7 protein-coding genes are annotated in these 7065 nt (G+C 46.4%); 6 read left to right on the top strand and 1 reads right to left on the bottom strand.

Going from position 1 to position 7065, the window contains the following annotated elements; genetic code table 11:
* The 3 genes from VN105_RS03740 to VN105_RS03730 form a co-directional block, all read left to right on the top strand.
* Positions 1–1304, top strand: a 1304-nt coding sequence (locus tag VN105_RS03740) for a HAMP domain-containing sensor histidine kinase (RefSeq protein WP_325638066.1), incomplete at its 5' end; no start/stop codon positions are given.
* A gap of 110 nt (positions 1305–1414) precedes the next feature.
* Positions 1415–1900 carry a hypothetical protein gene (locus VN105_RS03735; RefSeq protein ID WP_325638064.1) on the top strand — a complete coding sequence of 162 codons (486 nt, stop codon included), beginning with the start codon at positions 1415–1417 and terminating at the stop codon, positions 1898–1900.
* A 10-nt stretch (positions 1901–1910) separates the two neighbouring features.
* Complete coding sequence (locus VN105_RS03730; RefSeq protein WP_325638062.1) at positions 1911–2825, top strand: bestrophin family protein; 915 nt, start codon at positions 1911–1913, stop codon at positions 2823–2825.
* Between the two features lie 91 nt (positions 2826–2916).
* Here the strand turns inward: VN105_RS03730 and VN105_RS03725 are convergent, their stop codons facing one another.
* Positions 2917–3540 carry a tetratricopeptide repeat protein gene (locus VN105_RS03725; protein ID WP_325638060.1) on the bottom strand — a complete coding sequence of 208 codons (624 nt, stop codon included), beginning with the start codon at positions 3538–3540 and terminating at the stop codon, positions 2917–2919.
* Positions 3541–3773: 233 nt separating this feature from the next.
* Here VN105_RS03725 and VN105_RS03720 point away from each other — a divergent pair, with 233 nt between their 5' ends.
* From VN105_RS03720 to VN105_RS03710, 3 genes are all read left to right on the top strand, one after another.
* The gene (locus VN105_RS03720; RefSeq protein ID WP_325638058.1) at positions 3774–4715 is read left to right on the top strand and encodes a helix-turn-helix transcriptional regulator; all 942 of its coding nucleotides are present in this window, start codon (positions 3774–3776) and stop codon (positions 4713–4715) included.
* A gap of 77 nt (positions 4716–4792) precedes the next feature.
* Positions 4793–5704, top strand: a complete 912-nt coding sequence (locus VN105_RS03715; RefSeq protein WP_325638056.1) for an AEC family transporter — start codon at positions 4793–4795, stop codon at positions 5702–5704.
* A 179-nt stretch (positions 5705–5883) separates the two neighbouring features.
* The coding region (locus tag VN105_RS03710; protein WP_325638054.1) for a glycoside hydrolase family 43 protein at positions 5884–7065 on the top strand (1182 nt) is incomplete at its 3' end.

The raw sequence follows: 7065 nt of genomic DNA, 5'->3' as shown, positions 1-7065 counted from the left end.
TCCTGATGATGAGTGGACTGGTATATTATTTCACTAACCAGCACTCTTTCGAGGACTTTTACAAACGGCTGGAAATACGCGCCTATCTTACTGCAAAAGCCACGCTTCCCTATTATGAATCCGACTCCGTGATCTACAATGAGATCCGGGAAGAGCACCTGGAAAAACTACCCGCTGAAAAAGAATATTTCCTGCAGGTAGCTGCCGATGGCACTGTACACAGGGATGAACAGTTAACGCTTCCTCCCTCCTTTTATCAACAGGTACAGCGTGAAAGCAAAGCCACTTACCGGGAAGGCGACCGTTTCTATGAAGGCGTGCTGTATAAAAGCAAACAGGGCCTGTATATCGTTATTGTTTCGGCCATTAATAAATACAATGTAGAGTACCTGGACTGGCTCCGCAAAATCCTGCTTATCTGCTCTGTGGCTTCCAGCGTGATCCTGGTGGGCGCCGGTATCTTCTTCTCCAAATATATTTTAAAACCTATCCGGCAAATGATGGTGCAGGTAAAAAGCATCAGTTCCCGTAACCTGCACCTGCGGCTGAATGTAGAGGAAAGCGGCGATGAGATCAACGACCTGGCAGGTACCTTCAACAATATGCTGGACCGGCTGGAAACGGCCTTTGAAACACAGAATAACTTTGTAAGCAATGCCTCACATGAACTGAGCACACCACTTACCGCTATTATCGGTGAAGCCGAGCTGGCACTTAATAAAGAACGCACCCAGGATAAATATATTTACTCCCTGCAAAATATCCTGCATGAAGCCGGGCGGCTGGAACACATCACCAAAAGCCTGCTGCACCTGGCCCAAACCGGTTTTGATGGCAAAAAACAGGAATGGGGACAGATCCGCAGCGATGAACTTTTATTCACGGTAAAAAACACCATCGATAAACTGCATCCTGGTAATAAAGTAGAAATAGATTACAGCCTGTTTCCTGAAGAAGAAGAAAAACTGGTGATACCAGGCAACGAACAACTGCTGGAACTGGCCCTCAGCAACATTGTAATGAATGCCGTGAAATATTCCAATAATGAACCGGTGTCCATTGCACTTGCTGCTACGGAAAAGAAAAATATTATTATCGTAAAAGACCAGGGCATTGGTATTCCGCCGGAAGACCTGCCTTACATCTTCTCCCCTTTCTTCCGCGCCTCCAACACCGGCCGCTTTAAAGGATATGGCATCGGGCTGCCACTGGCCATGAATATTATCCGTATGCATAAGGGAGATATCATTGTAAACAGCCAGGTAAACCACGGAACCGAGATCAGGGTGGAACTTCCACTGTAGGGATCGCTTTTCTTACCAAATTCTTACCACATTCTTACTACCTTTTAACGCTGCTCTTACTGGTTACTTATTTCACAGCAATAATTTTGTTGTTATAAAAGCTACCAGATATGAAAAATATACTCATACCAACAGACTTCTCCATCCGCTCACTCAGTTATGTTCACAACATTGTAGCACAACATCCCGGCGAGCAGGTTAACATTATATTAATGCATGCGCTGGAAATGCCGGACTCTTTGTTTGACCTGATGACGTACACCCGTAACAGCAGGCATATAGAGCTCATTTCATCCGATTTCCAGGATGGTTGCGAAATTATCCGTAACAAATACTCTTCGTCCATTAGCCAGCTGAGGATTGAATTTTTTCATGGCAATACCCGCGCAGCATTACGCAATTTCCTGCTGGCGCAAAACATTGACCTGATCATTCAGCCTGCCGATCATGAATTTAATGCGCCTTCCAAAAGAAGCTATGATCCGCAAAAACTGATCAGCAAATGTAATTACCCAAAGATGAAGATTCAGCTCCAGAGAAGGAAATACTTGGTAGACAGGTCTACCATCTCAGCGCTATTGCTGCCAACAGAATAAAAGAACGGTTATGTTACTCAAAAATAATATCCCCTTAAAATATGTTTTTGGTAAAATCAGGGTAGAGATCCTGCTGGTGACCATCTATTCACTGGGTATCAATATTCTTTATTACCAATATGATTTCACCAACATGGTGATCCCCATAGCAGTACCCATGGTGCTGGGAACGGTGTTATCATTATTACTCGCGTTCCGGTCGAACCAGGCCTACGACCGCTGGTGGGAAGCCAGAACGATATGGGGAGCCATTGTAAATGATTCACGCTCACTGACAAGACAGGTATTAAGCTTGATGGATGCTACTTATCAGTCGGAAGACCTCAGCCTTTTCCAGGAGCGTTTTGTAAAGCGACAGGCAGCATGGTGCCATAGCCTGGGACAATCGTTACGTAAGACAGATCCGCTCAAAGGTGTAGACAGATTATTATCAAGAAGGGAATTAAACTATGTGATGAGATATGACAACGTACCGGCTGCCCTGTTGTTTTTACATGGGAAAGATCTGAAATATGCCATGGAGCAGGGATGGATAAACCAGTACCAGCAAATTGCCCTGGATCAGACCATCACGAAGCTCTGTGACTCCATGGGAAAATGCGAGCGTATTAAAAACACCGTGTTCCCGGCCACTTACAGTCTTTATACCCACTTCACCGTGATCTTCTTTATACTGTTATTGCCGTTTGCCTTAATTGATGTGCTGGGCTTTATGGAAATACCACTCGTGGTAGCCATCGCCTCATCTTTCCTGCTGATTGAAAAAATGGCGATCAACCTGCAGGACCCGTTTGAAAATAAACCTACAGATACACCGGTAACAACTATTGCCAGGAATATTGAAAAAGACCTCCGGCAAATGTTGCACGAACAGGAGATCACACAGGAAGAGCAGGTACCAACACCCGCTTACTACGTACTTTAAAGCTGATTTGTGTTTAAGGTGCCCTCTCCAAAAAGGGCCGTAATTTATAGCGTTAAAACAAAGGCTCCGGTATCCACCGGAGCCTCTTCTTTTATAAGGTAGCCAGTTCTTTTTTTGACAGCCATACCCATTTACGGATGGTTCGGCGCACGTAGCGGGGATGCAGGTCAAGCTCCTGCCCCGTTTTTTCAAACTGTGCCCTCGCTTCACTTTTCCGGCCCTGTTTCTTTAACAGCAATCCATAGTAATACATGGCCTCCAGCGAATGGTGCACGCGGATTATTTTCTGGTATTCCTCTTCCGCCCTGCCTGTTTCCATTGTTGCTTCCAGTGCGCGGGCATACATCAGTTCATCGTCTGCCTTACTCATCCGCACACCTTTGAAAGTATTTAACTTATCGAAACTGACAATACTTGCGGCATACTGCCCGTTCAGGAATTGCAGTCGCGCCAGCTGTAAAATAATACCGGGATCTTTGGTAAATGAATCGGCGCATTCCAGGGTTAGCGCAATGGCTTTATCGTATTGCTTCTGCTGGGCATAAGCATCTGCCAGCTGCATCTTGTTGGCAACGGTATCGGATATACGTACCCGTTTTTCCCATTCCCGGATACGCCCATTGGGCGATAAGGTTCGCATCAGGTTTTCACCAATATTACCATTGGTAATATCCGGCAAAATTTCCCGGATAAAATATACCACTATCCCTATCACCGGTATAAACAGGATAAAAAATAACCATTCCCTGCTCCGGCCCGATCTCAGGACATGTATAACACATACAATCTGCAATATAATAACAAGATAATAATAGTCACTCCAAAATGGGAACATAGCGTTATCAACAACAAGGGTTAAGAAAAACTGATTCCCGGCAAAAATAATAAAATAAGATAATTTGTGATCCCGGCTGGAACAGATAATCCTGAAGGAGATGTTAAAAAAGAATGGTAAAGGAAGATGTGCGCTGCCGCTTTGTAACAGGTATGGCTACATTGGAAAACCGGAATATACACTTATTGCGTAATTTCAGCCCTGCAATGAAAGATTTTATTCCAAGACAATTACTGCTGGAAACCAACGCTGTTCAGTTGATCAGCATGCATCAGTATGTACATGAGTTGTCGATGGTAGCACACCGGCACGATCATTACATGATCATGTGGATCACCAAAGGGCATGGTTCCCAGCTGATTGACGGCCAGGAATACAGTATGCTTACCAACAGGGTGTTTTTCTTTCATCCCGGGCAGGTACACCAGATGAAAGATTTTGAGCGTGATGGCTGGATGATCATTTTTGATGAAGCAGTATATAAACAGTTTACCCGCTTTCATCCGCAGGAAGAACTAAATGGCATGATGCAGCAGGGCCGCAGGGAACCGTTTACAGACCTGGATGCGGACACAGCTGCGCTTTACGGGCAGATCACCGCATTGATCCGCAAAGAACTGCTGAAGGAGCCGAAGGACTTTAATATGCTGCTCCATTTTATATCCCTGTTGCTGCTGGCGGGTAATAAACTGCATGAACAAAAAAATATGCAGGAGCCGGCCAATAAGAACAGCTCCAGGCATCTTATCCGTAACCTCACATTACTCATTGAGCAACATTTTAAAAAGGGAAAGCCGGTTTCTTTTTATGCCGCAGCCCTGAACCTGCAACCCAGGAACCTTAACCGCATCGTGAAAGCAAAACTGGGATATACCGTGCACGACCTGCTGCAGGAAAGACTGCTGACGGAAAGTAAAATCCTCCTGGCTTCCTCTCCTCTTACCATTAAAGAAATCAGTTATAGTCTTGGCTTTGCCGACCCTTCCTATTTTAACCGTTTCTTTAAAAAGCATACGCAGCTTACCCCCGCGGCCTTTCGCTTAAAGGGCATTTAAACCCCTGTACAAAAGTGCCATTGTACTACCAGAAAGTGCAATTACCGGCACTGCCGGATCACTAGCTTTGCGCTATTATGATCAATTTTATAATGATAGCCGTGTGTATTGCGGCCGGTATGATCATGAAGGCTGCGCGTCTTATTCACCCGGAAGCCCACAAGGGGATCAATACCTGGATATTATACATCGCCTTACCGGCGGTATCTTTTAAATACCTGCCCAAAGTTACCTGGTCGCCCGCCATGATATTGCCGGTGCTAAGCGCCGTGGTAGTGGTAACGGGCAGCTGGTGCTTCATGACACTTTACTGCAGGCATAAACAATATTCAAAACGTACCCGTGCTACCCTGGAGCTGGCAGGCGGGTACAGCAATACTTCCTTCATCGGGTTCCCTTTGATTATCGCATACTTTGGGGAACAGTTTATAAGTATTGCCATTATCTGCGACCAGATGACCTTTCTCATCTTATCTACCATCGGTATTGTTTCTGCCATGAAGGGCGGAGCTGCCGGCAATGATTCCCTGAGTGCAAAGTTTCTTTTAAAGAGATTGCTCACTTTTCCCCCGTTTCTCGGCTGCATACTGGCCCTCTTGCTAACCAGGATCACCGATCTTTCTGTTGCCGAACCGTTTTTTGATAAGCTGGCAGCCACCGTAGCTCCGCTGGCGCTGTTTTCCATCGGTCTCCAGCTAAAATTCAACGGCTGGAGAAAAGAGATCTCCCAGGTGTCTGTAGTGCTGCTATACAAGCTGCTCCTGGCGCCTGCATTAGTGGTGGTCGCCGCATTGCTGCTCAAAGCGCACGGCGATGTGGCAAAGATCAGCATTTTTGAGGCAGCCATGCCCACACTGGTCACCTCCGGTGTAATAGCCGAGCAGTTCAGGCTGAATACGAGGGTGATCAATTTAATTATCGGGATCAGTATCCTGGCAGGCTTTCTTACCACCGCCGCCTGGTTTGAGCTGTTAACGCATACCTTTTAAACCGGCTGCCGGGCGATATACCGGCCACACCGGCACACAAAAGCCGTTTACACGGTACAATGAGACTTTCCAGTGAAGGAATGAGATGTTTTATTGAAAAAACATCCGTGTAACCTTCTATTTTTGTTCCCACCGGTTTCCCATCCACGTTAGCCGGTTATTCCATAAATGAGATAAAGATGAGATTTAAACTTCCGGCACTGGCCTTATTCACTTTTCTGTCAGGTATTCAACCTTCCACGGCCCAGCAGGTGCGGGCCAATATTCCCGGCGATTTTGCAGATCCTTCCATTATCCGGCAAGGAAACAGCTACTATGCCATAGGCACCTCCAGTGAATGGGGGCCTCACTTCCCGATCTTCCGGTCGGGCAACCTGCAGCAATGGGAACAAACAGGGTTCTTATTTGATAAAGCGCCTTCCTGGACCACCGCCTCCTTTTGGGCGCCTGAATACTACTATCACCATAACACCTACTATGTTTATTATACCGCGAAAAGAAAATCGGACGGCGTTTCCTGCATAGGCGTAGCCACCTCTTCTTATCCTGATCGTGGCTTCAAAGATCATGGCATCATCATAGCATATGGCAAGGAAGCCATCGACGCCTTTGTGTATAACGATAACGGGCAATTGTACATCACCTGGAAAGCCTATGGCCTCGATAACAGGCCCATTGAAATACTGGGCAGCAAACTTTCTGATGACGGGCTTTCGCTCATTGGCGAGCCTTTTACTTTGCTGAGGGATGATGCCCGCAACGGCATGGAAGGACAAAGCATCTTAAAAAAAGATGGCTATTATTATCTCTTTTACTCTGTGGGCAACTGCTGTGGCGTATCCTGCAGTTACCAGGTGCGGGTAGCCCGGGCAAAAGCCATCACCGGTCCTTACCGGGAAGAGGGTGCAAACAACCCGGTGCTTACCGATAACGGCAACTGGAAATGCCCGGGGCATGGTACTTTTGTACAGGATAAAGCCGGTAATAACTTCCATATTTATCATGCTTATAATAAAGCCAGCAATGTATTCACCGGCAGGGAGGCACTGATTGCATCGCTGTTGTGGAAACCAAACCAGTGGCCGGAACTGCGCCCTGTTCCTGTTAGCGGCGGCAACAAAGAAAATATTCATCTCCACTACGACTTTTCCAAAGCCAACGGGAAAATTTTCTGGCAATGGGATTTCAGGAATATGGAGCCGGAATACCGCCAAAAAGATGGAACGCTGCAATTGTCTGGAACATACGGCAGTGATCATCCCGCCGGTATAGCGCTTACCCTCCGGCCTTATGCGGCGGCTTATGAAATAAGTACGGCCGTTACGAATAATAACAAAGCCGGCAAAGGATTGATTATTTAT

The sequence above is a fragment of the Chitinophaga sp. genome (genome assembly GCF_035564935.1).
Lineage (GTDB): Bacteria > Bacteroidota > Bacteroidia > Chitinophagales > Chitinophagaceae > Chitinophaga.
Note: the sequence above shows the minus strand (reverse complement) of the source record. Positions and strands in the feature narration are given on the sequence as shown.

What these genes read in the sequence shown, in the direction of transcription:
- VN105_RS03720 (WP_325638058.1), top strand. Translation starts at nt 3,774, where the DNA reads ATGGTAAAGGAAGATGTGCGCTGCCGCTTTGTAACAGGTATGGCTACA.
- VN105_RS03735 (WP_325638064.1), top strand. Translation starts at nt 1,415, where the DNA reads ATGAAAAATATACTCATACCAACAGACTTCTCCATCCGCTCACTCAGT.
- VN105_RS03730 (WP_325638062.1), top strand. Translation starts at nt 1,911, where the DNA reads ATGTTACTCAAAAATAATATCCCCTTAAAATATGTTTTTGGTAAAATC.
- VN105_RS03715 (WP_325638056.1), top strand. Translation starts at nt 4,793, where the DNA reads ATGATCAATTTTATAATGATAGCCGTGTGTATTGCGGCCGGTATGATC.